This is a genomic window from Enterococcus casseliflavus (assembly GCF_029215545.1).
GTDB lineage: Bacteria > Bacillota > Bacilli > Lactobacillales > Enterococcaceae > Enterococcus_D > Enterococcus_D casseliflavus.
This window is the reverse complement of sequence record NZ_CP119393.1, coordinates 3,490,796-3,514,693: the sequence shown is the minus strand read 5'-3', so window position 1 is coordinate 3,514,693 and position 23,898 is coordinate 3,490,796. Positions and strand designations below refer to the sequence as shown.

Genomic DNA, 23,898 nt, shown 5'->3' with positions numbered 1-23,898 from the left:
TGCGCACGCAACGATTATTCCTTATAATAGATTAGACACTTTGAAGAACTAAGAAAGGCAGGAGTGCTCATGGAAGCCATTATCCGCTCAATCAATCATATTGCCCGTCTCGCCACCCTTTATCGGGAAAAAGAACTGAAAAAATTTGGTTTAGGCGGGATGCATCATACCTATATCTTAAACATTTGCCGCCAACCGGGGATCAGTCAAGAAGCATTAGCCAAGAAGATTTTTGTGAATAAAAGCAATGTTGCCCGTCAACTAGCAATCCTAGAAGAACGAGGATTTGTCACTAGAACCAGCAGTCCCACCGACAAACGACAATTACTGGTTTATCCAACCGAAAAAGCACTCGCCGTCCAACCAGCGATCCAACAGCTGCTTCAAAGCTGGAATGAACAAGTCGTAGCAGGTTTTTCTGCTGCCCAACAGCAGCAGTTGATCGCCGATCTGGAAATCGTCAAAGAAAATTCCCAGCGGCTTTTAGCGAAAGATGAGGCGATGGAATGAATCTTTTGACTCAATATTTAAAACCCTATATCGGCCGCATCTCCCTTGGCGTCAGTATCAAATTCTTCGGCTCCCTGATGGACTTGCTATTGCCTTGGATTTTGGCGTATATCATCGATTCTGTGATCCCCACGAAGCAGGTATCTGCGATTTTTGCTTGGGGTGGGGCGATGGTGGTCTGCTCCATCATCGCAGTCGTCACCAATATCATCGCCAATCGGATGGCCTCCAGTGTTGCTCGCGATACCACCGGCAGTATACGCCATGATTTATTTGAAAAAGTTTCCTATCTGTCGATTCCGCAAGTCGAAGAAGTCGGGATCCCTTCCTTGGTGTCTCGCTTGACGACAGACACTTACAACATCCATCAAACGGTAGGCATGATCCAACGGATGGGGATTCGTGCCCCGATTCTGTTATTAGGGGGGATCATGATCACTGCCACATTAGATCCCGTGTTGACGCTGGTCTTAGTAGGCGTCTTGCCCTTCACTTTAGTGGCGGCAGTCACGATCTCGAAACGGGGGATCCCCTTGTTTGCCTCATTGCAAAAGCAAGTGGATGTGTTGGTGCGAACTGTCCGTGAAAATGTGACTGGGGCTCGGGTGATCAAGGCCTTGTCCAAAGCAGATTACGAGAAAAAGCGCTTTGACCACGTCAACCAAGACGTAGTAGCTGCGGAAACTACCGCTAATCGAACGATGGCTGCGACACCGCCCCTGATGGACCTATTTTTGAATATCGGACTGACGCTAGTGATCGTCGTCAGTGCCTTTCGCGTCAATCAAGGATTGACCCAACCAGGCGTCATCATCGCCTTTTTGACTTATTTTACGATCATTTTGAATGCCATGCTCAGTATCACGCGCATCTTTGTGATCGTGTCGAAGGGGCTGGCTTCTGCCGATCGAATCCAATCCGTCTTGCGCCTGCCGCAAAATATGCAAGTCATTGAGGCGCCTGTCAAAGAAGAGTCTGCGCATATTGTTTTTGAAAAAGTTTCCTTCACCTATCCTAACGGTACCCAGGTGCTGAAAGACATCGATTTTTCCTTGCAGCCGGGAGAAACCTTAGGGATTATCGGTGCGACTGGTAGTGGAAAATCAACGATCGTCAAACTACTGCTGCGGCTCTATGACCCAACGAAGGGCATGATTCGCATCGCTGGTCGCGACATTCGCTCCATCGATCCGACGGAGCTGCATCAGTTATTCGGTGTCGTCTTACAAAAAGACGTGCTTTTTGCGGAAACGATCGAAGAAAATATCGCTTTTGGTCGGCGGTTTTCTAAAGAACAGATCGAAGAAGCGGCGGCTCGCGCCCAAGCCAAGGAGTTTATCAATCAACTACCCAAGCGCTTAGCTCATCCACTGCATGCTAAAGGCAGCAATTTAAGCGGGGGTCAAAAGCAGCGGGTCTTGTTATCGCGGGCCTTGGCGGGGGATCCAGAGATTTTGATTTTGGATGATTCTGCCAGTGCGCTGGATTATCGGACCGACGCTCAGTTGCGCAAGGTCCTGAGACAGCAGTTTCAACAGACGACGACGGTCTTGATCGCGCAGCGGATCAGCTCGATCCAGCATGCCGACAAAATTTTGGTACTGGAAAACGGGCAAATGAACGGCTTTGGCAGTCACCAAGAATTACTAGCAGAAAATGCGATCTACCAAGCCATTTATCAAGGTCAGACAGGAGGTGCCGACGATGCCGAAGAAAAAAACGGAAAAACCGCAGGATAGTAAGAAAACACTACGGCGTTTGTGGGGCTATCTCTACGAGTACAAAGGTCTCCTGCTGGCAGCCGCTGTATTGATGATGGCCAGCAACATTTTCGCCTTGGTGGGACCGTTGCTTTCAGGGTACGCCATTGATGCCATTCAACCGGGTCCCGGCAAGGTCATTTTTGACCGAGTCTTCTTTTATTGTGGGCTGATGCTGCTGTTTTATCTTGCGTCTTCCCTTCTTAGTTATCTGATTTCGCTCATGATGATCCGCTTGAGTCAGCGGGTGGTGGCAGCGATGCGCAAGGCGATTTTTGATAAAATCACCGAACTGCCGGTTGGGTATTTTGACCGAGTCGCCACTGGGGATATCATCAGCCGCATCAGTTATGATGTCGATACCATCAATACGTCATTGGCCAGCGATGCCATTCAAGTCCTCAGCAGTCTTGTGACGATCATTGGTTCGTTTGTGATGATGGTTTTGATTTCGCCGCTGCTGGTGCTGATTTTTGTCGTAACGGTTCCCGCTTCGATCTTTTTGACCCGCTTTTTGATGAGCAAATTTCAACCATTGTTTCGCCGTCGTTCTCGCAAATTAGGCGAACTGAACGGCTTTGTGGAAGAGATTATTTCTGGTCAGCAAACGATCAAGCTGTATAACCAAGAAGAAGCGATCATCAGCCGTTTTGACGAAAAAAACCAAGAAGCGGTGGATGCCTATTACAATGCTGAGTACTACGGCAGTATGACTGGTCCTTCCATCAACTTTATCAACAATCTGTCGTTGTCCTTGATCAGTATGTTTGGCGCTTTGCTGTTTTTGTTCGGTCATCTGACATTAGGGAATGTTTCTTCCTTTGTTCTTTACTCCAGAAAATTCTCAGGACCAATCAATGAGTTAGCCAACATCTTCAGCGATTTGCAATCAGCATTGGCGGCGGCAGAACGGATCTTCCGTTTGCTGGATGAAGAACCTGAAGTTTCTGATGTTCCTGGAGCCTACGAATACCACGAGGTGTCTGGTGATGTCGCCTTTGACCATGTGACCTTCGGCTATCAAGCACAGCAGCCCATCATCAAAGACCTTTCGCTACAAGTACCAGCTGGCAGCTTGGTCGCGATCGTCGGACCGACCGGAGCCGGGAAAACCACCATCGTGAACCTCTTGATGCGGTTTTATGACCCTGACCAAGGAGCGATTCGGTTAGACGGTAAAAATATCCGCCAAGCGACACGTCGCAGCCTACGGCAAAGCTATGCGATGGTGCTGCAAGATACCTGGTTGTTCACGGGAACGGTTTTCGACAATTTGGCCTACGGCAAGGCGAATGCGACGTTGGCAGAAGTCCAAGCTGCTGCACAAGCCGCCCATATCCATGACTTTATTATGAGCCTGCCAAAAGGCTATGATACTTTGATCTCTGAAGACGGAACCGGTATCTCACAAGGGCAAAAACAGCTGTTGACGATTGCACGAGCAATGCTGTTGGATGCCGATCTGTTGATTCTTGATGAAGCCACATCGAATGTCGACACGCAAACAGAGCTGCTGATCCAAGCAGCGATGACCAAATTGATGAAAGGCAAAACCTCCTTTGTGATCGCCCATCGCTTGTCCACGATTCGACATGCTGATACGATCCTCGTGGTGGAACAGGGGAATATCGTAGAGCAAGGGACCCACGAAGAATTAGTAGCCAAAGAGGGGCGTTACGCCGCACTCTATCAGGCACAATTTGATGCATGATCCATAGCTAGTCCACATCCTTGCAAGGAGAACGCCACTGCTTGCAAGGATGTTTTTTGCGTGCCATCGACTTTCTTGGCATAGGTACAAAATCTTCTTATGACAAATCAGGCAATTATCGGTATACTTAAGAAAGGGGTATCATCAAACAGAAAGAAGGGAAACAATTGGATCACAAACAACTAAAAGAATTCCCCAATGATTTTTTATGGGGTTCAGCATCAGCAGCCTATCAAGTAGAAGGCGCATGGCAAGAAGACGGCAAAGGAGCTTCGGTTTGGGACGATTTTGTCCGCATTCCAGGAAAAACCTTTAAAGCAACTAACGGAGATGTCGCAGTCGACCATTACCACCGCTTCAAAGAAGATGTTGCCTTGATGAAAGAACAAGGATTGAAAACCTATCGTTTTTCCATTGCTTGGACACGGATTTTTCCAGAAGGACGAGGAGAAGTCAATCAAGCAGGGTTAGACTTTTATTTAGCATTGATCGATGAACTGATAAAAGCAGGGATCGAACCGATGGTGACCTTGTACCATTGGGATCTGCCACGAGCTTTGCAAGAAGAATATGGTGGCTGGGAATCTCGCAAAATCATTGAAGATTTCACCAACTATGCGGCCGTATTGTTTGAAGCCTTTCGCGGCAAAGTCCACTATTGGGTCAGCTTGAATGAACAAAATATCTTTACTTCGTTAGGCTATCTTTTAGCTGCCCATCCACCAGGAGTGACCGATCCTAAACGGATGTATGAAGTCAATCATATCGCTAACTTGGCGAATGCTTCGGTGATCAACAAGTTCCATGAGATGAAAATCCCAGGGAAAATCGGACCAAGTTTCGCCTACTCACCGAACTACCCAATCAACAGCGACCCGAAAAATATTTTGGCAGCTGAAAACGCGGAAGACTTGATGGCGCATTATTGGTTAGACGTCTATCTATGGGGCGAATACCCGATTGCGGCAATGAATTACTTGAAAGAGCAAGGGATCGCACCAACGATCGAACCAGGAGATATGGACTTGCTGCGTTCAGCAAAACCAGATTTCTTAGGGATCAACTATTACCAAACAGCAACAAATGCCTACAATCCATTAGATGGAGTCGGAGCGGGGAAAATGAACACCACTGGGAAAAAAGGCAGCTCCGAAGAAACCGGGACACCAGGAATGTTCAAAAAAGCCGAAAATCCATTTGTGGAACGGACGAATTGGGATTGGGAGATCGATCCTCAAGGGCTGCGGATCGCTTTACGACGAATCACTAGCCGTTATCGGGTGCCTGTGATCATTACCGAAAACGGACTTGGTGAATACGACAAACTAACCGACGATCATCAAATCCATGACCAATACCGCATCGATTATTTAGCAGGGCATGTCCATGCCATTAAAGAAGCGATCAGCGACGGCGCGGAAGTTCTTGGCTATTGCACCTGGTCCTTCACTGATTTGCTAAGCTGGTTGAACGGCTACCAAAAACGCTATGGCTTTGTCTATGTTGACCAAGATGAAACGCAAGAAGGATCTTTGGCACGCTACAAGAAAGACAGCTTCTACTGGTACCAAGAGCTGATCAAAACCAACGGGCAAGAGTGCTAGCCTCCTAAAACCAATACCTGAATAAGCGAAACGACCCCTGCAACGGCAGTGATCGTTTCTTAGAAAAAAGTACGTTCCACCTGTAGCGACCGCCCAAAGGTAGACCAAAAGTCTCGCGTTTTGGGCCGCTTCAAAGGAGAACGTCCTTTTTTTGAGTATTATCGTTGACAAGTGTAAACGATAATTGTAAAGTAGAAGAAGATTACAACTGTAAACATAAAAGGTTAATGGGTTTGCATAGCAAGCAAGGAGGAAGGAAACAATGATCGAAAAGAATTATGGAGTAAAAGGGATGACCTGTGCGTCTTGTTCCCAGACCGTCGAAAAAACTGTCAGCAAGCTGGCGGGGGTCGACCAAGCAGCTGTCAATTTGGCTACTGAAAAATTACATATTCGTTATGATGAGCAGCAGCTCACCGAAGAAACACTCGCTGCGGCCATCAAAGCAGCGGGCTATCAACTGATCGGCTCTCAAAGACAAGAGACCTTTGCCATCTCGGGCATGACCTGTGCGTCTTGTGCCCAAACAGTAGAAAAAGCTGTCCAAAAATTAGCGGGTGTGGAGCAAGCCTCCGTCAATCTGGCAACAGAAAAACTGACGGTCAGCTATCAACAAGATCAAGTGACCGCCGCGAAGATCGCAGCTGCCGTGAAAGAGGCGGGCTATGATGCACAGCTGCCGACCGCTTCTGCCGACAAGGCGGATTCAAAACAGGCAGAGATTCGTGCTTTATGGCAACGGTTTTGGCTTTCAGCGCTCTTTACGATCCCCTTGTTCTATTTGACGATGGGGGAAATGATCGGTTTGCCGATCCCTGGCTTTTTAGATCCGATGGCCTATCCAGTCAATTTCGTTACCACTCAATTGCTTTTGGTCTTACCGGTGATGGTCCTCGGTCGCGCCTTTTACATTGCTGGTTTCAAAGCGCTTTGGAAAGGCCATCCCAATATGGATTCCCTCGTCGCATTGGGAACCAGTGCTGCCTTCTTTTATAGTATTTATGGGACCGTGATGGTCTACCTGGGCACGACCCACTATGCGATGCACTTGTACTATGAAACGGCCGCCGTTATTTTGGCATTAGTTACTTTAGGAAAATACCTTGAGTCGGTCTCGAAGGGCAAAACCTCCGAAGCTATCAAGAAGTTGTTGGATCTCGCACCGAAAAAAGCCCGCGTGCTCCGCGGCAGCGGGAATCAAGCCGAAGAAGTCGAAGTGGGTATTGAAGAAGTCGCAGCTGGCGATATCTTAATCGTACGACCTGGTGAGAAGATTCCTGTGGATGGGATCGTTACCCAAGGCCGCTCTGCCATCGATGAATCAATGATTACTGGAGAAAGCTTACCTATCGAAAAACAAGTCGGTGATCGCGTGATCGGCGCCAGCATCAACAAAAACGGCTCCTTTCAATATGAAGCCACCAATGTGGGAGAAGATTCAACGTTAGCGCAAATCATTCAGTTAGTAGAAAATGCCCAAGGCTCCAAAGCGCCGATTGCTCGCATGGCTGACAAAGTTTCGGGTGTGTTTGTCCCGATCGTCATGGTCTTGGCGGTTTTTGCAGGACTTGCCTGGTTTTTCTTAGGACAAGAAACCTGGATCTTCTCATTGACCATTACGATCTCTGTATTAGTGATTGCCTGTCCGTGTGCCTTAGGATTAGCGACACCGACCGCCATCATGGTGGGTGCGGGCAAAGGGGCAGAAAATGGCGTCTTGATCAAAAGCGGCGATGCGTTAGAAACAGCTAGAAACGTGACGACGATCGTCTTTGATAAAACGGGCACGATCACAGAAGGCAAACCAGTCGTAACAGATCTCCTGCCTGCAGGCAATCACACGCCGACGGAATTGCTGCAGCTGGCGGCTTCTGTTGAAAAAGGCTCAGAACATCCATTAGGCGAAGCCATTGTGATCGAAGCCCGAACGCAAGCTCTCGCCCTACAAGAAGTTGACGGGTTTGAAGCGATCCCAGGGCATGGGATTCAAGGAACGATCGCTGGCAGTCCAGTCCTATTAGGCAACCAGAAATGGTTGGAAAAACAAAACGTTGCCATCGATGGCCTGATCGAGCAAGCCCAACAATTGGCTCACGAAGGGAAAACACCGATGTATGTTGCCAAAGACGGCGAAGCGATCGGGATCATCGCTGTGGCAGATACTATCAAAGAAAGCAGTCGAAAAGCCATTGAACGGTTGCATCAAATGGGCTTGTACGTAGCAATGATCACGGGCGACAATGCCCGAACGGCCCAAGCCATCGCCAAACAAGTCGGTATCGATGAAGTGATCAGTGACGTCTTGCCAGAAGATAAAGCCGCCAAAGTAGCTGGCCTGCAAGCCAAAGGCCAAAAGGTTGCGATGGTAGGTGACGGGATCAATGATGCGCCCGCGTTAGCCCAAGCCGATGTAGGGATCGCGATCGGCTCTGGTACCGATGTCGCCATCGAATCGGCAGACATCGTACTGATGCGCAGCGATCTAATGGACGTCCCATCCGCGATCGAGTTAAGTCGGGCAACAATCAAAAACATCAAAGAAAATCTTTTCTGGGCTTTTGCTTATAACGTCTTAGGCATCCCTGTTGCAATGGGTGTGCTGCATCTTTTCGGCGGCCCCTTGCTCAATCCAATGATCGCTGGGGCGGCCATGAGCTTCAGCTCGGTATCCGTTTTATTAAATGCCTTGCGGCTGAAACGATTCCAACCCTCAGCGAAAAAATAACCGAAGCAACGAATGCACCAACAAAAAGACCTGCCCACGGTTTCTGATGGAAGAAAACCGTGGGCAGGTCTTTTTAGTGCTGGACATCTAAATAAGAGTAGGCCCGCACGTCATAACGGTTGCGACTACGGGAAAATTCGATGGGTGAGCCATTTTTCTGATAGACGATCTGTTCGATCTCTAAGACCGGATCATCGGCTTTACAGTCCAAATACTGTTGATCGTACGCAGTACTTTTATCAGCGGCGATGGTGCGGTAGGCGCCAGCAAACTGGACCCCTAGTTCCTCTTTGACATAACGATAGATAGAACTTTCTAAATGGCCACGAGTTAAATTGGGCACCAAATGGACGGGCATATAGGTATATTCTAAAATAAACGGCTGGTCTTCAAGAATCCGCAAGCGGACAATACTATAGATCGGTTGTTCTTCCGTTAACATCAACTTTTCTTGGATCGTTTGGTCAGGAAATTCGACTTGAAAATCGATGACCTGACTGACTAGCTTGCGGCCAGCTTTGCCCATTTCCGTTGACAAGCCTTCATAGACCGTTAAAGCAGTGGTGTCTTTTTTTAAGAATGGGTGGTTCAATATTTTTGTTCCAGCGCCCCGCTGAGAATAAACCAGTCCTTCCATGGCTAAAATACCGATGGCTTTTTTGACGGTCATCCGGCTGACTCCGAATTCCTCGACTAAATCAGTTTGATTCGGCAGTAAGCTGTCAGGCGGATACGTTTTGTTTTTGATACGTGTGCGTAAAATATTGGCAATTTCTTGGTATTTTGGCATCTGATCACCTCGCAAGAAGTATAGCTGAAAAAAGCGGTTTCGACAATCAAACCTTGGTTTTTTTATAAAAAGAACGGCTGACTGAAAAAATTCAGCCAGCCGTTGCGCTTAATCGATTGATGGTTCTGCTTGACGATCTAACACACGTAAGAATGGATACCAGATCAAGCCGACGATCACCACGTCAATGACTTGCAGCAAACCACCTAACCAAGAGTTGGTTGCTAAGACACCACTGAAGACCACTGGAACGGTCCAAGGGACAGAAACACCAGTTGGTGCAGGAACAAGTCCAGCCGCCATCACTAAGTAGTTGAAGGTCGTTACCACAAGAGGTGCCACGACCCAAGGAATCAGGATCGTCGCATTCAAGACGATCGGCATACCGAAGATGGCTGGTTCGTTAACGTTAAAGATCCCTGGTGCTAAAGCCAAACGACCCACATCGCGGTATTGTTTTTTCTTCAATACGAAAGCCATCAAGATAACAACGGCTAACGTCATACCAGAACCGCCTAATCCAACAGTAAAGGTTTCCATAAATGGTTTTGTGACGATATGCGGCAGTGCATCCCCATTTTGATACGCTTCTAAGTTGTCTAACATCAATGTATTCCAAATCGGGTCCATCACAGAGTTGACGATGATTTGACCATGTAGACCGAAGAACCAAAGGAATTGAACAAAGAACAAAGCCAATAGAGTTGCTGGCAAGCTGCTGCCTAGTCCAGTCAATGGTTTTTGGATCAATTCATAAACCAGGTCATGCAAGTTGGCATTGAAGACACCCGTCATGATGGCATTGATCACTAAGAATACCGTTAAAGTGATAATTGCTGGAATCAAAGCGGCAAAAGATTTAGAAACTGCTGGTGGTACCCCATCAGGCATTTTGATCTGCCAGCCGCGTTTTGTGATGCGGCAATAGATTTCAGCTGCCAAAAATGCTGCGATCATCCCGATAAACATCCCTTTTGCGCCAAGACGATCAAGAGACAGCACACCGGAGATCGTTTCGCCAGATTCAGTAGTCATAAAGAAAGGAGTCAAGATCAAAAAGCTGGCAAACGAAACGGCACCACCAAAAATCCCTTCCACATCATATGATTTTGATAAATAATAGCCAATACCGAAAGTAACGAAAACAGTCATGATACTCATTGTTGCATTTTGCCCATTGCCAAACAGTGTTCCTAATATTCCTTTAGTGGCATCACTGAAGAAGGGCAGGTTGTTTAAAACGACCACGATCGATCCAAACATAGTGATTGGGAACGAAAGCATAAACGCGTCCCGCAAGACGGTCAGGTAGCGATTTTGTCCTAAGGCATTCGCCAAGGGCAAAATCTTTTCAGATAACTTGTCCATAAAACCATTCATTATTATTTCACTCCTTAAATTTCTTTTTGCAATCGATTACATTGATAATGTATCATGTTTTATTTTAAATGTCTATACATTTATTTTAAAAAAGATTGATTTTTGTAACTGCTTCCTTTATGATTAGGGCAGCAAAGAAAAAATGAGGAGTGAATGAAGATGGATTATCAATTTCCAGCAGGCTTTTGGTGGGGGTCAGCCGCTAGTGGCCCACAAACAGAAGGTGTATTTGAAGGCGATGGCAAAGGGGCAAGCATCTGGGATTACTGGTATCAGCAAGAACCAGAGAAATTTTTCAATGAGGTAGGTCCTGAAAAAACCTCGCAAGTCTATACACGCTATCAAGAAGATATTCAACTAATGAAAGAAACCGGCCATACGACGTTTCGGACGTCGATCCAATGGAGTCGTCTCTTCCCGCAAGGCAAAGGAGAAGTCAATCAAAAAGCCGTTGATTTTTACAATGCCTACATTGATGAGTTGATCGCCAACGGGATCGAACCTTTCATGAACCTTTACCACTTCGATATGCCGATGGCGCTGCAAGAAAAAGGCGGCTGGTTGAACCGAGAGACCGTGGATGCCTATGTCGCATTTGCGCAAACCTGCTTTACATTATTTGGTGATCGTGTCAAGAAATGGTTCACTCATAATGAACCGATCGTCCCTGTTGAAGGCGGCTATCTTTACCAATTCCATTATCCAAATGAGATCAACATGAAACATGCAGTCCAAGTTGGGTTCCACGAAACGTTGGCGAGTGCTAAAGCCATCAAAGTCTATCATGAGATGAACCTTGATGGGGAGATCGGCATCATCTTGAACTTGACGCCAAGCTATCCAAGAGATGAGAACGATCCAGAGGATGTCAAAGCAGCGCAAATCGCGGATGCCTTCTTTAATCGTTCTTTCTTAGACCCTGCGGTCAAAGGCACGTTCCCAGAAGAATTAGTGACCATCGTCAAGGAATTGGATATGGTACCAGCGATGGAAGCCGATGATTTACAAACGATTCGCGAAAACACGATCGACTTGTTGGGGATCAATTATTACCAACCTCGTCGTATCATGAAGAAAGAATCACCGATCGATGAAGCGAAAAGTCCAATGCCTGATGATTACTTTGATAACTATGATATGCCGAACAAGAAAATGAACCCGTATCGTGGATGGGAAATCTATGAAAAAGGGATCTATGATATTTTGACGAACACGCGAGAAAACTATGGCAATATCAAGTGCTACATTTCTGAAAATGGCATGGGTGTCGAAGGAGAAGAACGTTTCGTTAATGCTGATGGCGTGATCGAAGATGATTACCGCATCGAATTTGTCTCTGACCACTTGAAGTACGTCCACCAAGCGATCCAAGAAGGAACCAATTGTGTTGGCTACCATATGTGGACCTGCATGGACAACTGGTCATGGACCAATGCTTACAAGAACCGTTACGGATTTATCTCCGTTGACTTAGCAAATGATGCTAAACGAACGGTGAAAAAATCAGGTCGTTGGTTTAAAGAAGTATCAGATAATAACGGCTTTTAATAACAATGAAAAAAGCAATGCTGTTGGAATCAGCATTGCTTTTTTTGTGTAAAATCGCGGATTTTTTCTGGCTGATTTCAAAGGGGGGATTCTATTAAAAAACCACCTGTTTTTGCAAATGATAAGCTGGGTTAAATAAAAGCACAGTTTTGATAAAGAAAAGACTAGACATGGAAACGTTCTCGTGGTATTCTTTAGTAGAAATCGGTTTCATTATTTTGTTTAGGGTTTGAAAGGAGAAAAAACAATGGATAAATTTATTGGATTTATGGAGAAGCACTTTATTCCGATCGCTTCTAAAATAGGCTCTCAAAGACATCTAGTGGCCATTCGTGACGGATTTATCGTAACGATGCCGTTGATGATCTTAGGCTCTTTTGGGGTATTGATCAACAACTTACCAATCCCTGCCTATATTGATTTTATGAATGGCATTTTTGGTGAAGGAACATGGCAAGCCTTTGGGAACAACTTGTCAGCAGGTACTTTTTCAATACTTGGTCTGTTAATCGCTTTCACAGTAGCGTATAATTTAGCTAAAAGCTACAATCAAGACGCATTAGGTGCTGGGGCGATCTCAGTTGCAAGTTTCTTCGCATTAGGTGCAATGGCGACAGGCCCAGATGGTTTGTTAACAGCTGCCGGACTTGGTTCTCAAGGATTATTTTTAGCATTAATCGTATCGATCATTTCTACTGAGATCTTCCGTCGTCTAGCTGGCAACCCACGCTTAGTCATCAACATGCCTGATGGAGTACCACCAGCAGTCTCACGTTCATTTGCTGCATTATTCCCAGCAATGATCACCGTATCGATCTTTGCTTTGTTTACAGCAATTTTCCAAGCATTTGGTGTGACAAGTATCGTATTGTCCTTCTATGAATTGGTGCAACAACCATTCATGGGCTTGGCAAACTCTTACCCAGCTGCTTTGCTATTAGGTTTTATCTCTGCATTCTTATGGTTCTTTGGTTTACATGGTGCCAACATCATCGACCCGTTCATGCAAACGATCAATGTGCCAGCGATCGAAGCAAACGCACGAGCATTAGAAGCAGGAACAGATTTGCCTTATATCGTGAACAAACCATTCTTTGATTCTTTCGTGAACATCGGCGGAACAGGTGCGACACTAGGTCTTTTGATTGCGATCTTTTTAGTTGCTCGTCATCATAAAGCATATATGACTGTCGCAAAACTATCCGTTGCACCAGGTGTGTTTATGATCAATGAACCAGTGATGTTTGGGTTACCAGTTGTCTTAAACCCAATCTTGTTCATCCCATATGTGTTGACCCCACTTGTTTTAGTAACGACTGCTTATTTTGCAACCGCAACTGGCTTAGTTCCTGCAAGTACCGTCATCGCACCATGGACGACGCCACCAATCATCGGCGGTATTTTGTCGACACAAAGTATTGCTGGCGGAATCTTGGCAGCTGTTAACTTGATCTTGTCAATCGTTATCTACTTGCCGTTCGTGAAAATGGCGCAAATTCAAGAAACACGCCGTTTAAAAAATGCGTAATGTCTGATCGAGTCGATTAGAAACAAGCGCCAAACGTAATAGACCTTATCCGGCCGCGATCAGAGTGCAATACCCCTTATCACACTGCTTCATTGGAAGGTGCAGTGGTGTGATGACACTCTTTTCGTTTGGCCGGTTCTTTTATCGTTTTTCAATCAATACAATACAACACACGTTTTGGAGGTGGCAAAATGCCCAAATATATGGAGATCGCAGATGTTCTGCGTAAAAGAATCAAGGACGGAACTTATCCGAAAGACAGTCTTTTACCTTATCAAACAGAGTTAGTGGAAGAGTTTGGCGTCAGCCGAATGACGATTAAAAATGCGGTGAATATCCTGATTATGGAAGGCTTGCTGCTGACAAAGCGCGGCTTAGGGACCAAAGTTTTGAATCATTCCTTTTGGGGCAAAGATACCTCATCGGTGACAGAATACAAAGGCCTGAGCTATCAGATGAAACAAGAAAAACGGACATTGACTAGCCAAGTCATCACCTTTGAAGTCTGTTTTCCTACAACAAGAATTCAAGAGATGCTTCAGATCACTGCCGAACAACCAATCTATCATGTGATCCGTTTGCGGATCTTAGAAGGCAATCCATACATACTCGAGCATTCCTATATGCCGTTGGATCTGGTCAGCGGTTTGACGAAAGAAATCTTGGAAGAATCCGTCTATGACTATCTACTGCAAGATTTAGGCTACAAATTTGCTGGTGCTTATCGGACCTTTCAGGCTGCCAAAAGCGATGAATACGATCAAACCTATTTAGCGTGCCAAGCAGATGACCCAGTATTGGAATTAGAACAGATCATCTATTTAGAATCGGGACGTCCAGTGGACTATTCCTGCAGCCGCAATCGGTATGATGTTCGTGGCTATTCCATGTTAGACATGAAGCCTGATCTGTTACAGCACCGCAAAAAGTAACGGCTTACAAAATGCTTCTTCAATGAAAAAACGCTTCATAGCTACTGTTGGCTATGAAGCGTTTTTGTTTTGACTTAAGAAGTGGGTTGATTTTGATCGCCTAGTTTGGCTAAGATAGTTTCCGCAACGGCTTTGGGGATGCCAGCTTGCTGGATCTCTTCCACGGAAGCTGCTTGGATGTTTTTTAACGACTTGAAGGTTTTCATCAGCTGTTGCTTGCGTTTTGGTCCTAAGCCAGGAATTTCATCCAGTTTGGAAGAAAAGCTGTTTTTACTGCGCAATTGGCGATGGAAGGTGATCGCAAAACGATGGACCTCATCTTGGATCCGTTGCAGCAAAAAGAATTCCACAGAATTGCGTTCCAGCTGGATCGGATCTAAAAACTCCCCGAAAATCAACTCGCTGGTTTTGTGTTTGTTGTTCTTCACTAAACCGGCAACGGGAATATCTAAACCTAGCTGGTTATACAGCACTTCTTGGGCAGCACCGACTTGGGCTTTCCCACCATCGATGATGATCAGATCAGGAAAAGGCAGGTTTTCTTTTAGGACACGAGAGTATCGGCGATAGATGACTTCTTGCATAGAGCCATAATCGTCGCCGCCTTGTGCGGTACGGATCTTATATTTCCGATAATCATCTTTAAACGGCTTCCCGTCGACAAAAACCACCATTGCAGACACCGGGTCGGTCCCCATGATGTGGGAGTTATCGAAGGCTTCGATCCGATAAGGTGTCGCGATCCCCATGGCTTCGCCTAGACGATCCACTGCACCGATCGTCCGTTCTTCAGTACGCTCGATCAACGCAAATTTTTGTGCCAAGGCAATGCGGGCATTTTTATTGGCCAAATCGACCAATTTCTTTTTGTCGCCTCGTTGGGGCTGCAGGACTTTGGTTTCCAGCAGCGCTTCTAATGGGGCAGCATCGACATTTTGCGGAACAAAGACTTCTTTGGGAATGAAGTGCTCATTCTTTTGGTAAAACTGGCCGACGAAGGTCAAGAAATCCTCATCCGCTTCATTGTAGAAAGGAAACAAAGAGACTTCTCGTTCGATCAGCTTTCCTTGACGGATAAAAAAGACTTGGACACACATCCAGCCTTTGTCGACACTGTAGCCAAAGACATCACGGTCCATCAGATCTGTCAGAGTCATTTTTTGTCGCGTCATGACGGTATCGATTGCTTGGATCTGATCCCGCAGCTCAGCCGCTCGTTCAAACTCTAACGTTTCAATGGCTTCGCCCATCTTCTCTTTCAGGTCTTTCAAAATATCGACGTGACCGCCGTGGAAAAAGTGTTTGACTTGATCAACGATCTTCTGATAATCCTTGGGATCTACATTGTTGACATAAGGACAGACGCATTGACCCAAATGATAATAAAGACAAGGCCGCTTTTGAGAAGGACCGCATTTTCGCAATGGAAAGAGGCGATCCAGCACCCGTTTGGTTTCGTTGGCTGCTCGTGCATCAGGATAGGGGCCAAAATATAAAGCCCCGTCTTTTAAAACTTTACGAGTGATGATCAGACGCGGATAGCGCTCTTTGGTCACTTTAATAAAAGGATATGACTTGTCGTCCTTTAGCATGATATTGTATTTCGGTTTGTTTTTTTGAATCAAATTGATTTCCAGCAATAAGGCTTCCGTATTTGATTCGGTAACGACGTACTCAAAATCATTGATTTCTTGAACGAGCCGTTCGGTTTTCGTATCGTGACTGCCGGTAAAGTACGAACGGACACGATTTTTTAAAATTTTGGCTTTCCCAACATAGATGATTTTGTTATTTTTATCTTTCATTAAATAACAACCGGGTTGGTCAGGAAGCAGCGCTAATTTGTTCTTGATTTGTTCGTTCATTTCAAGATCCTTTCTTACTGGTTTGCTCACGAACTGCAAAAGTAGTCAAAGGGCGGTCTAAGATCCACCGAAAAGGGGAACGTTAGAGCCCATAGCCAGTACTCTTCATTTTAGCACAAATTTCTTAAGAAACAATCAAACGGGCCAGATCGGCAGCGAGGAAGCGTAATCGTAAGAAAAGGTTAAGAAATCCCACGAGGCGGTGGTTTCCTCCCTTAAAAACAAGTGAATTTATTTGCTTTCTGCTTGTGAGGAATCCTCTTGCGACCACTCCTGAATGAAGGTCCGCAATCCCTCGATGGCTGGTTCTGTGACGGCTTTGCGCTGGATGAGGTAAAATTGCCGCTCAAAATTTTTATCCAGCAGTTGATAGCCAATGCCGTGGGCGGCTCGCTTGGAAAGGATCGAACAGCCGAAGCCTTGTTTCAGTAAAGCGACGATCAATTCATTGCTGGCGATCTCAATGATCGGTCCTTGAATATTTTGTTCCTCTAGATAGCGCTTAGTGTAATAGTAGACACCAGAACTCGCTTCTCGGACGAGCCAAGGACCGACTTGGGGATCACCAGCTAAGACGAGCTGATCTTTCAAAATCGGGAAACGCAAAATACTTGGTGCAGATAAGGGTTTTTCAATGATCCCTAAATCTAGTTGATGTTGCTCAAGCGCTGTTAAGACTTCAGCGGAGTTCATCATCGATACCCGAAAACGCACCGTGGGAAAGGCGTTGTATAAAGCAATCATCAAGTCAGGCATCAAGGCCATCGCATAGGTATGAGAGATGCCTAGGGCACAGTGGCTTTGATGCTGCGTGTTGGTATGGATCTCGCTGGCGATCGTCGACCACTCATCCAATAAATTCAGTGCCTTTTCGTAAAGGTACTCTGCTTGGGGCGTGGCGATCACGTTTTTGCGACCATTGCGTAAAAAAAGCGGTGTATCCAGGTCTTGTTCCAACTGCTTGATCTGAGCAGAAACCGTGGGCTGCGAAATAAACAGCAATTCGGCAGCTTTCGAAAAATTTTTTGTTTCATAGACCATCTTGAAGGTCTCCAGTAATTTTAACATTGCAATCCCTTCCATTAGAAAATTCAATCATAACTATTATACCAATAAATCCTACTGATCGGTCAATCTGTGTATAATGGATGTTATATGAAAGGATGAAAGCAATGAAGCAACGACAAACAGCTTTGATACTTCCCGGTTTGTTCCTATCCTTTTCGGTAGCCGTCATCGCCCGAATCATGGCTTTGGCTGTGCCAAAATTAGGAGGAGCAACCCTTGCTATTTTATTAGGAATCATTTTAGGAAATACACTGTTCAAGCAAGAACGCTATCAAGTCGGAACGAAGGTTGCGGAAAGTCGGCTCTTGGAATATTCGGTGGTTTTGCTGGGCTTTACCGTCACTTTCCAGACCATCAGTGAAATGGGCCTTCGGGGCTTTCTCTTTATATTGCTGATGATGAGTTTGGTCATTACCGCTGCTTATTTGATAGGGAAAAAAATGGGCTTTAATCAAAAGATGAGCCTGATGATGGCAGGCGGCAACGCTGTCTGCGGGTCCTCTGCGATTGCGGCGATCGCACCAGCCATTGATGCCGATGATGAAGAAAAAGGGCAGATCATCACCTTGGTCAATCTTTTAGGAACAGTGATGATGCTGACGCTGCCGTTTTTAGGATTGGCCTTATACGGCGATGATCTGTTGCAAAAAAGCGCCTTACTTGGTGGCACGCTGCAATCCGTCGGACAAGTCGTGGCGGGGGCTAGTTTGATTGATGCCGACACCGTCAAATACGCGATGCTCTTTAAAATCGCGCGCATCATCATGTTGGCAGTCGTCGTCATTGTTTTTGAACGAATGACGACAAAGACCCCCACCAAAACCAAAGCCAAAGGCAAGCTGCGGCTGCCGATCCCTTGGTATGTGTTGGGCTTCTTGACCATCTGTATCTTGAACAGCTTCTTGCCGCTGCCTAGCTGGTTGAATGAGGGCGCTCATTTTATCAGTACGTGGTTTGAAACGACGGCGTTGGCAGCCATCGGTTTGCGCCTGGATTTCCGCAAGTTTTTAAAAGAAGGCCCGCGCTTTTTATTCTATGGTCTTTCCGTTGGCGCCGTCCAAACCGTGGGTGCTGTTGCATTGATTTGGTTGCTGCGGCTCTAGTGTTTTCACATAAAAGCGATCCATCGTGGTATGCTGTGCCGCCAATAGTGGCTGGGACAATGCGCGATAGCCGGCTTTTTGATAGACATGCAAGGCAGCTTCTAAAGAATGATGGGATTCTAAATAGAGTTGCCGATAGCCTAGTTCAAAAGCTTTGGCCTCGATCTTCGCCAGCAGGGGATAGCTGAGGCGCTGCCCTTTGGCGGCATCACTGAGATAAAATTTTTGCAGCTCGGCGATTTGCCCTTCTGAATCATAAGTGGCAAGACCACCGCCGCCTAAAAGGATACCCGATTCATCGGTGACGACAAAATAATGGCGGCTAGCAGGATCTGCTGCATAAAATTCACTTAAGTGGTCTAACTCGGGATCAAAATAGGCAGTTCCTGGAACCGCCAACTGGTGGTCGGTCAAGCTTTTGCGAATGATAGCAGCTAATGGCGCATCATCTTGAGATTGGATCGGACGAAATATCGGCTTCATGCAGTTCCTCCTTAACGTAAAAGTAAATGAATAGCTATAGTGTACCACAAGCATCGAGGTAGTGTTTAGTGATGATAAGAAAAGCCATCCTCGCAATGGCGCACCTCTTTAATAAAAAAAACGCCCCTCGTTGCCAGGCTCCTAATGTAAAAAGGAGGATGGCGAAACGAGGGGGCGGTTTTTGTGTTAGTCATGGAAGCAGTAATTAGAGCGTTTCACCATTAGAGGCGATTACTTGCTGGTACCACGCAAAGGAATCTTTTTTCAAACGATTCAAGGTTCCTTTGCCGGTATTGTCTTTGTCGACATAGATCATGCCATAGCGTTTCTCCATTTCGCCGCTGCCGAAGCTGACGATATCAATGATCCCCCAAGGCGTATAACCTAATAGCGGTACACCATCTTCAACCACCGCTTTTTCCATCTGTTCGATATGCTCTTTCAGGTAAGTGATGCGGTAATCATCATGGACTTGCTGTTCATCGGTTAATTGATCGTAAGCACCAAAGCCATTTTCTACGATAAATAGCGGCAAGTCATAGCGTTGATAGATCGTATTTAACACATAGCGCAACCCGACTGGATCGATAGGCCAGCCCCAATCAGAAGCACTGATATAAGGATTACTCACGATTTTTGCTCCCGGGATATCCTCAGTTGGTGTGCCAGCCACTTCATCAAGGGTTGAGATCGTTCCTGACATGTAATAGCTGAACCCAATATAATCAACGGTTCCTGCTTTTAATAGCGCTTGTTCCTCGGGCGTGATCTCAATCGTGATGCCTTTTTTTGCCCAATATTTTTGCACATAGGTTGGGATCTTGCCTCGTACGTGGACGTCGCTGTAAAAATAGCGCCGTTCATTGGCTTTGACGGATGCCATCAAATCAGCTGGCGCACAAGAGTAGGGGTAGACCGGGACATAGGCCATCATACAACCAATCTGAAACTCTGGATTGATTTTTTTGCCTTCGATCACGGCTGCCGCGCTGGCAATCAACTCATTGACGCCCGCTTGAAAGACGAGTGCTTCTTTTTGACTGTCATCCTCGATGATCATGGCAGAATTGGTCCAAACGTGCAGCGGCTCTTGCCCATCTGCTTGATTATTGATCTCATTGAAAGTCATCCAATACGTCACTTTGTCATGATACCGTTGAAAAACAGTCTTAGCGAATTTGACAAAGAGGGGAATCACTTCTTTGTTAGCAAACCCACCAAATTCTTCATAGAGGGCATAAGGCATTTCAAAGTGAGACAAAGTGATGACGGGTTCGATGCCATTTGCCTGCAATTCGTCGAAAAGATCATCGTAGTATTGGAGACCGGCTTCATTTGGTTCTTCTTCTGTTCCAGTTGGATAGATCCGGCTCCAAGAAATCGATGTCCGTAGACATTTCAAGCCCAGTTCTTTGAATAACTGGATATCTTCTTTGTAACGGTGATAAAAGTCAATGGCTTCATGGTTCGGGTAATATTCCCCTTCAATGACTCCTTTGGTGATTTTACGGGGAATACCGTTGCCACCGGCCGTCATGACATCGGCGGTACTCATTCCACGGCCAGCAACATTCCAAGCGCCTTCCGCTTGATGGGCAGCGATCGCGCCGCCCCATAAAAAATCTTTCGGCATTTTTGCGGACATAAATTTCATTCCTCCTCGACTCATTCGTTTGCTTATAATTCTACTTTCTGGGAACGGTTAGAGGCGATCACGAAAGGCAAATAGATCAAGACCGAAATCGCAAGACAAACGACACCGACAACCGCAGCGATCGCATTTCCTCCAGTTCCTAAAAAGAGATTAATGATTCCTGGGGTCGTCCATGGTACCCCAATCGCTGGGGTCGGCATGATCGGCCAGACAACAGTGACAAAATAACCCACCAAAATATTGACCATTGGTGTCAAAATAAACGGAATGATCATGATTGGATTCAAGACGATCGGTAGACCGAAGATCATCGGTTCATTGATTTGGAAAATTCCTGGAACTAAGGACATCTTAGCGATCTCACGTTGTTCTGGACGTTTTGAAGCGATGAAGATCGCAATGATCAAGCCCAATGTCATACCAGTTCCGCCCATATTTGCGAACATATCATTTAAAACGCCCCAGGTTTCTTTGTAAGGAACGTCCCACAAGGAGCCGCCCTGGTTGATAAAGTCTAGGTTAGCTAGATCTTGTTCGGTAAAAATCGCTGAACGAACCGCATTCAATGTGTTTGGTCCATGGATCCCGATCGCAAACAACGTGGTTTGCAAGAATGCCAAGATCAAGACACCGACGACATTGCCCCCCAGATCCCGCAATGGACTTTGGATCCCGTTGTAAATCAGTTCATTGATGCCTTCTGGTGCAATCATTAAAACTAAGAAATTGATCAAAGCAGTGACTGCCACGATGATCACGATCGGAATCATACCAGAAAAGGAACGAGAAACTGCTGGTGGTACCATTTCAGGCATTTTGATCTGCAATCGTTTGACCTTGAAAAGCTTCGGCAAGAATTCACCGACCAAACAAGCCACGATCATAGCTACAAACAACCCTTGGGCGCCTAAATATTGTGTGGAGATCACATTGACATCATCTACTGCAAAGGAGGTCGGGTACAAGATCATAAAGGCAGCGACACTTGTCAAACCAACTAGCGTAGCATCTGCTTGGAAATGCTTGGCTAAAAGTTGGGCAACAAGAAACGCAATGAATAAACTCATGATGTTGATGGTCCCGTTCGCCACGGAAGCTAGAACTTGCTGGGCGCTTTCCAGATTAGGAAAAAGCCGATTCAGTTGAAATAATTGCACGATGAAACTTTCATTGGAAAATAAAATATTGTTGACCAAAATAACGAGAGAAGAAGCGATGGTCAGTGGGAAAATCAGCATGAATGCATCCCGGATCGCTGCTACGTGGCGTTGATTGTTCAACTTTGTTGCGATTGGTACCAACGAGCGGTCTAACAGGTCATTGAATTTTTGCATAATAATAACACCTTTCATTAATTGATGCCATCATTATAGCGAATGAAAACGACTAAAAGTAAGCGGATACGGATTCCGTACATATCTCTCAAGAAATGAAAAAAATTCCGCAGATGGAACACAGTGTTACAAAAAAAGATGGTTCAGTAAACTGAACCATCAAGAATGGGTACGATAATCTTGCAAATAGCCGATCAGCGTTTCTAAAATCGCTACTGAAGGCAGTTGACTAGTCAAATCAAGAAAGATGTCTTTGCGTTCCTCTTTGATCGCATACTCGATCGAATAATCGCACAGGCGTGCCAACGTACTTTCCCGATTTGGGGTAATGCAGTACTTCTGCACGATCGCCTGATTGTCTAAACCGGTAATGACTTCGATCAGTTCTTTGGTTTCACCAGAGACACTCAAAAAAACCAAAACATTCTTTTGATCTTTTCGTAAAAAGCTTTTGATCGGGTAGGTCAGCTCATCAATGCTGATGCTAAAGTAACCGAGGCTGGCTAGTTTGCGGGCAACGTATTGCGCGATCGCACCAGATGCCCCCATCCCCATAAATAAGATCAAATCGGCATCCCGCATCGCTTCGGCGAGTTTTCGTATTTGGTATTCCGCATCAGGGTGGAAGATCTGCATATTCAAGCCTTTGATGCGCGCTTCTAAACCTAAGTGTTCAGGGTGCGCATCAAAATGGGCTTTTTCTAAATGATTTTTGATATAGAAGCGAAATTCTGGAAACGACTGAAAGCCGACTTTTTGAATAAAACGAAAGACCGAAGTCGAAGAGACATGAGCATCATCGGCAATGTCGCGCACACGCATATACGGGATCTTTTCTAAGTGATTGACGATAAAACGGTAGATTTCTTGTTCTACCGCAGAGAGCTTGTTCAAGTTTAATTGTTCAAAAAGCGCCATGCTGGTTCCTCGCTGTCCTAGATAATCAATTTACACCAGTATAGCATATCCGAACTTTTAACGGTGCAGCTGTTGATGGATCTGATAGACTGCGCCGATCAAGCCGGCGTCGTTTTTCAGCTTCGCTGGACGCACAGGTGCGATGGTTTGTCCGCGCAAATAATTGATCGCTTCATGCCGTGTTTCCGTGATCGTCAAGCGAGCCTGCAGTCGTTCCCAGAAATAAGGATTGGCACTGATGCCGCCGCCGATCAATACCAATTCTGGGTCAAAGCAGCTGATCAAATTGATCAGCCCTACAGACAGATCCGTCAGAAATTGGTCCGTCAGCTTCAGCGCCAACGCTTCGCCTTGCTGTGCGCGGTCAAAAATTTCTTTGGCGTCTTGGGTGGGTTCAAAGCCAGGAACTGCTGCCCCCGCTAAATTGTAGAGGCGAATCAAGCCGCCTACGACGGCAGTTTTTTTATTGATGGAACTTTCCTCGATATTGCCTTCTTCTGGCAGCTGATCGATCACCATCCAGCCAAATTCACCCGCCATGCCATGAGCACCTCGGTAAACTTGATTATTGATCACGATCCCACCGCCTACACCAGTGCCTAGGACAAGACACAAATAGTTGGCAGCCTCTTGCGCATTGCCGATCCATTTTTCAGCGATCGCTGCTGCATTGGCATCATTTTCCACCGCCACAGGCAACCCTGTACGCGCTTCCAAGACTGCTTTGAAATTTTCGCCATATAACGATTTGATGGCGCCCGCCGTTAACATAAAGCCGTCTTTTTGAACGATCCCCGGGGCGCTGATCCCAATGCCATCAATCGTGTGGCGGTTCTGGGCATCTTCGATGATCGTGAGTAGATCCTGATAAAACTGGGCTGGTTCATAGCTAGTAGGGATCGCTGATTTTTCAAGGATCACTCCGCTTTCATCTAAAACACCATATTTAATACTTGTTCCGCCAATATCAAATCCTACGTACATT

The 23,898-nt window shown here is 46.0% G+C and carries 18 protein-coding genes; 9 read left to right on the top strand and 9 right to left on the bottom strand.

The window, feature by feature from the left end; genetic code table 11:
* The first annotated feature begins 69 nt into the window (after positions 1 to 69).
* From P0G38_RS16490 to P0G38_RS16470, 5 genes are all read left to right on the top strand, one after another.
* Positions 70 to 510, top strand: coding sequence for a MarR family winged helix-turn-helix transcriptional regulator (locus tag P0G38_RS16490; protein ID WP_010748552.1), 441 nt, complete (start codon positions 70 to 72; stop codon positions 508 to 510).
* Positions 507 to 2,249 carry an ABC transporter ATP-binding protein gene (locus P0G38_RS16485; RefSeq protein WP_005226665.1) on the top strand — a complete coding sequence of 581 codons (1,743 nt, stop codon included), beginning with the start codon at positions 507 to 509 and terminating at the stop codon, positions 2,247 to 2,249. The genes P0G38_RS16490 and P0G38_RS16485 overlap by 4 nt, the downstream gene beginning before the upstream one ends.
* A complete protein-coding gene (locus P0G38_RS16480) occupies positions 2,215 to 3,981 on the top strand; it encodes an ABC transporter ATP-binding protein (protein WP_060791647.1) in 1,767 nt (588 codons plus the stop codon). Before P0G38_RS16485 ends, P0G38_RS16480 begins: the two co-directional genes overlap by 35 nt.
* 167 nt (positions 3,982 to 4,148) lie before the next feature.
* A complete protein-coding gene (locus P0G38_RS16475; protein ID WP_005226667.1) occupies positions 4,149 to 5,585 on the top strand; it encodes a glycoside hydrolase family 1 protein in 1,437 nt (478 codons plus the stop codon).
* A gap of 262 nt (positions 5,586 to 5,847) precedes the next feature.
* Positions 5,848 to 8,310, top strand: a complete 2,463-nt coding sequence (locus P0G38_RS16470) for a heavy metal translocating P-type ATPase (RefSeq protein ID WP_167826592.1) — start codon at positions 5,848 to 5,850, stop codon at positions 8,308 to 8,310.
* 73 nt (positions 8,311 to 8,383) lie between these two features.
* Here the strand turns inward: P0G38_RS16470 and P0G38_RS16465 are convergent, their stop codons facing one another.
* On the bottom strand, positions 8,384 to 9,100 hold the full coding sequence (locus tag P0G38_RS16465) for a GntR family transcriptional regulator (protein ID WP_005226669.1): 717 nt from the start codon (positions 9,098 to 9,100) through the stop codon (positions 8,384 to 8,386).
* 108 nt (positions 9,101 to 9,208) lie between these two features.
* The gene (celB, locus tag P0G38_RS16460; RefSeq protein ID WP_275853303.1) at positions 9,209 to 10,480 is read right to left on the bottom strand and encodes a PTS cellobiose transporter subunit IIC; all 1,272 of its coding nucleotides are present in this window, start codon (positions 10,478 to 10,480) and stop codon (positions 9,209 to 9,211) included.
* A gap of 159 nt (positions 10,481 to 10,639) precedes the next feature.
* Between celB and P0G38_RS16455 the strand changes: the two genes are divergently transcribed.
* The 3 genes from P0G38_RS16455 (at position 10,640) to P0G38_RS16445 (ending at position 14,488) form a co-directional block, all read left to right on the top strand.
* Complete coding sequence (locus tag P0G38_RS16455; RefSeq protein ID WP_015508750.1) at positions 10,640 to 12,028, top strand: glycoside hydrolase family 1 protein; 1,389 nt, start codon at positions 10,640 to 10,642, stop codon at positions 12,026 to 12,028.
* Positions 12,029 to 12,275: 247 nt separating this feature from the next.
* A complete protein-coding gene (locus P0G38_RS16450; RefSeq protein WP_005232725.1) occupies positions 12,276 to 13,556 on the top strand; it encodes a PTS sugar transporter subunit IIC in 1,281 nt (426 codons plus the stop codon).
* 191 nt (positions 13,557 to 13,747) lie between these two features.
* Entirely contained in the window at positions 13,748 to 14,488 is a 741-nt protein-coding gene (locus P0G38_RS16445; protein ID WP_008376546.1) for a GntR family transcriptional regulator, read from the top strand.
* Positions 14,489 to 14,562: 74 nt separating this feature from the next.
* Here the strand turns inward: P0G38_RS16445 and uvrC are convergent, their stop codons facing one another.
* Entirely contained in the window at positions 14,563 to 16,353 is a 1,791-nt protein-coding gene (gene uvrC, locus P0G38_RS16440; RefSeq protein ID WP_005226686.1) for an excinuclease ABC subunit UvrC, read from the bottom strand.
* 231 nt (positions 16,354 to 16,584) lie between these two features.
* On the bottom strand, positions 16,585 to 17,436 hold the full coding sequence (locus tag P0G38_RS16435; RefSeq protein WP_034870186.1) for a LysR family transcriptional regulator: 852 nt from the start codon (positions 17,434 to 17,436) through the stop codon (positions 16,585 to 16,587).
* Positions 17,437 to 17,501: 65 nt separating this feature from the next.
* Here P0G38_RS16435 and P0G38_RS16430 point away from each other — a divergent pair, with 65 nt between their 5' ends.
* Entirely contained in the window at positions 17,502 to 18,524 is a 1,023-nt protein-coding gene (locus P0G38_RS16430; protein ID WP_060791641.1) for a YeiH family protein, read from the top strand.
* Here P0G38_RS16430 and P0G38_RS16425 read toward each other — a convergent pair.
* From P0G38_RS16425 to P0G38_RS16405, 5 genes are all read right to left on the bottom strand, one after another.
* A complete protein-coding gene (locus P0G38_RS16425) occupies positions 18,450 to 19,007 on the bottom strand; it encodes a GNAT family N-acetyltransferase (protein WP_074535621.1) in 558 nt (185 codons plus the stop codon). The two genes, P0G38_RS16430 and P0G38_RS16425, sit on opposite strands and share 75 nt — an antisense overlap.
* 205 nt (positions 19,008 to 19,212) lie before the next feature.
* Positions 19,213 to 20,652 (bottom strand): 6-phospho-beta-glucosidase, encoded by a 1,440-nt coding sequence (locus tag P0G38_RS16420; RefSeq protein ID WP_008376521.1) that lies wholly within the window; start codon positions 20,650 to 20,652, stop codon positions 19,213 to 19,215.
* Between the two features lie 32 nt (positions 20,653 to 20,684).
* Complete coding sequence (locus P0G38_RS16415; protein WP_008376519.1) at positions 20,685 to 21,995, bottom strand: PTS sugar transporter subunit IIC; 1,311 nt, start codon at positions 21,993 to 21,995, stop codon at positions 20,685 to 20,687.
* Between the two features lie 159 nt (positions 21,996 to 22,154).
* Positions 22,155 to 22,913 (bottom strand): MurR/RpiR family transcriptional regulator, encoded by a 759-nt coding sequence (locus P0G38_RS16410; protein WP_010748570.1) that lies wholly within the window; start codon positions 22,911 to 22,913, stop codon positions 22,155 to 22,157.
* A gap of 57 nt (positions 22,914 to 22,970) precedes the next feature.
* Positions 22,971 to 23,897, bottom strand: a complete 927-nt coding sequence (locus tag P0G38_RS16405; protein ID WP_074535622.1) for an ROK family protein — start codon at positions 23,895 to 23,897, stop codon at positions 22,971 to 22,973.
* Position 23,898 lies beyond the last annotated feature (1 nt).

Excerpts from the sequence above, each read along its gene's own strand:
- uvrC (WP_005226686.1), bottom strand. The coding sequence starts at position 16,353 with ATGAACGAACAAATCAAGAACAAATTAGCGCTGCTTCCTGACCAACCC.
- P0G38_RS16490 (WP_010748552.1), top strand. The coding sequence starts at position 70 with ATGGAAGCCATTATCCGCTCAATCAATCATATTGCCCGTCTCGCCACC.
- P0G38_RS16455 (WP_015508750.1), top strand. The coding sequence starts at position 10,640 with ATGGATTATCAATTTCCAGCAGGCTTTTGGTGGGGGTCAGCCGCTAGT.
- P0G38_RS16420 (WP_008376521.1), bottom strand. The coding sequence starts at position 20,652 with ATGTCCGCAAAAATGCCGAAAGATTTTTTATGGGGCGGCGCGATCGCT.
- P0G38_RS16415 (WP_008376519.1), bottom strand. The coding sequence starts at position 21,995 with ATGCAAAAATTCAATGACCTGTTAGACCGCTCGTTGGTACCAATCGCA.
- P0G38_RS16425 (WP_074535621.1), bottom strand. The coding sequence starts at position 19,007 with ATGAAGCCGATATTTCGTCCGATCCAATCTCAAGATGATGCGCCATTA.
- P0G38_RS16470 (WP_167826592.1), top strand. The coding sequence starts at position 5,848 with ATGATCGAAAAGAATTATGGAGTAAAAGGGATGACCTGTGCGTCTTGT.
- celB (WP_275853303.1), bottom strand. The coding sequence starts at position 10,480 with ATGAATGGTTTTATGGACAAGTTATCTGAAAAGATTTTGCCCTTGGCG.
- P0G38_RS16410 (WP_010748570.1), bottom strand. The coding sequence starts at position 22,913 with ATGGCGCTTTTTGAACAATTAAACTTGAACAAGCTCTCTGCGGTAGAA.
- P0G38_RS16435 (WP_034870186.1), bottom strand. The coding sequence starts at position 17,436 with ATGGAAGGGATTGCAATGTTAAAATTACTGGAGACCTTCAAGATGGTC.
- P0G38_RS16485 (WP_005226665.1), top strand. The coding sequence starts at position 507 with ATGAATCTTTTGACTCAATATTTAAAACCCTATATCGGCCGCATCTCC.
- P0G38_RS16450 (WP_005232725.1), top strand. The coding sequence starts at position 12,276 with ATGGATAAATTTATTGGATTTATGGAGAAGCACTTTATTCCGATCGCT.
- P0G38_RS16445 (WP_008376546.1), top strand. The coding sequence starts at position 13,748 with ATGCCCAAATATATGGAGATCGCAGATGTTCTGCGTAAAAGAATCAAG.
- P0G38_RS16430 (WP_060791641.1), top strand. The coding sequence starts at position 17,502 with ATGTTATATGAAAGGATGAAAGCAATGAAGCAACGACAAACAGCTTTG.
- P0G38_RS16405 (WP_074535622.1), bottom strand. The coding sequence starts at position 23,897 with ATGTACGTAGGATTTGATATTGGCGGAACAAGTATTAAATATGGTGTT.
- P0G38_RS16480 (WP_060791647.1), top strand. The coding sequence starts at position 2,215 with ATGCCGAAGAAAAAAACGGAAAAACCGCAGGATAGTAAGAAAACACTA.
- P0G38_RS16465 (WP_005226669.1), bottom strand. The coding sequence starts at position 9,100 with ATGCCAAAATACCAAGAAATTGCCAATATTTTACGCACACGTATCAAA.